The sequence below is a fragment of the Methylacidimicrobium cyclopophantes genome (genome assembly GCF_902143385.2).
GTDB classification, from domain to species: domain Bacteria; phylum Verrucomicrobiota; class Verrucomicrobiia; order Methylacidiphilales; family Methylacidiphilaceae; genus Methylacidimicrobium; species Methylacidimicrobium cyclopophantes.
The window spans coordinates 1-1,690 of record NZ_CABFUZ020000032.1 but is presented as its reverse complement, the minus strand read 5'-3'; the positions used below and the strand labels follow the sequence as shown (position 1 = coordinate 1,690).

2 protein-coding genes are annotated in these 1,690 nt (G+C 61.5%); one reads left to right on the top strand and one right to left on the bottom strand.

The window, feature by feature from the left end:
• Positions 1-63: 63 nt before the first annotated feature.
• Positions 64-849, top strand: coding sequence for a response regulator transcription factor (locus FN369_RS00865; protein WP_142524334.1), 786 nt, complete (start codon positions 64-66; stop codon positions 847-849).
• Here the strand turns inward: FN369_RS00865 and FN369_RS00860 are convergent.
• The coding region (locus tag FN369_RS00860; RefSeq protein ID WP_142524333.1) for an SPASM domain-containing protein at positions 846-1,690 on the bottom strand (845 nt) is incomplete at its 5' end. The genes FN369_RS00865 and FN369_RS00860 overlap by 4 nt on opposite strands.

The following is a 1,690-nucleotide window of genomic DNA, read 5'->3' as shown; positions in this document are numbered from 1 at the left end:
AAAAAGGCGGCCGCTTCCGGAAGCGGTCAAAAGGAAACGGGCGGGAAAGAGTAGGGTACCGGTTTGCCTCAACTGAAGAATCCATTGGCATTGCGCGCCACCTCTCCGAAGGGGGAGACGGCGCTTTTGAAGGAAGAAAGGAATCGGACTCCGAAAGAGGAGAAAGCTTGGATTCTTTTGGCCGAGCCCGACGAGAAGCTAGCCGCCGCGATCGGGGGAGAGCTCCAAGGCAAAGGGCTGGCTTGGAGTCGGGTTTCGACCACGGAAGAAGCCTTCGTCGATCTCAATTTCGGTGAGTTCGCCGTCGCCCTCCTCGATTCGGAAATGCCGGGTCGGCCGGTGCTCGACGTGGTCGAGATGCTGCGCAGACGCAACATCTCGATCCCGATCCTGCTGTTGAGCGGGGAAGCGGATGCGCAAGCCCGCATACGGGCCTATGAAAAAGGGGTCGACGATGTCGTTCCCAAGCCCTGCTCGCCGCAGGAGCTCTCCGCTCATATCCGGGCGTTGTTGCGCCGGAGAACGAGCTCCACCCCTTGGGTTCGAGCGGTGGAGGATCTCGAAATCGATCTTTCGGGCCGAAGGGTCTTCCGCGCCGGGCAGGAGATTCTGCTGACTCCTCGCGAGTTCGGGATCCTTGAGTATTTGCTTCGGAATCAAGGGAGGGCTGTGAGCTTCGAGACTCTCGCCCAGGAAGTTTGGCATCAGCCCGAGCGCGCCAAGACGATCAGCAACGTCGTGCGCGTCCATATGGCCAGCCTGCGCAAGAAGATCGATCGCGGCCGGCCGGTCAAGCTCCTGCACACGATGCGGGGCTACGGGTTTGTCCTGCGCAGCGAGAGCCGTTAGCTCGCCGTTTCCGGTTCCGCCAAAGAAGAGTCGGAGGGGTGAGGGGCGGCTTCCGACAATCGCTTCGACTCCGCTGGATTCCGGTACGCCCAGCCGACCGTCCCGGGGGTTTCGGCCTCGGTCAACGCCTCCTCGATCAGAAAATGGTGGGGCGAGAGGATGCAAGCCGGGTCGGTCGCGCCCGCATTGTGCGTCAGAAGGAAGGCCTGACAACGGCATCCGCCGAAATCGATCTCCCGGCGGGGGCAGCTCCGGCAGGGTTCGGGTAGCCAATCGGTCCCTCGGAAACGTTGAAAAGCTTCTGCATGGAACCAGATGTCACGGAGGCTCTTTTCCCGAACGTTCGGGAACGAGAGAGTGGAGATCTCCCGGGCCGCTTGGCAGGGGAGGGCGAGGCCGTCCGCCGACACCGTGAGAAAAGCCCTTCCCCAGCCATGAAGGCAGGCTTTCGGATAGGTGGCATAGTAGTCGGGGATGACGAAGAGGATCTCCATCTTCCCACGTAGCCGCTTTTGCGCCCGAAGCGCGACTTCGGAGGCATGCTCGACTTGAGCCCGCGTGGGGAGAAGCCAACGCCGGTTCCGGAGGGCCCAGCCGTTGTATTGGCTGTTCGCGAGCTCGAGTCTTTCGGCTCCCCACTCCTCGGCGAGCTCGATGATCTCTTCTATGCGATCGAGATTCTGGCGATGGAGAACCGCGTTGATCCCGAGCGCAAAGCCGACTTCCCGTGCCATCCGAGCAGCCTCTTTTTTCTTGCCGAAACTCCCGCGCATCCCGGCGATCCATTCAGCGCTCTCGGAACGGCTGTCCTGGATGCTCAACTGAAATCCACCCAAACCCC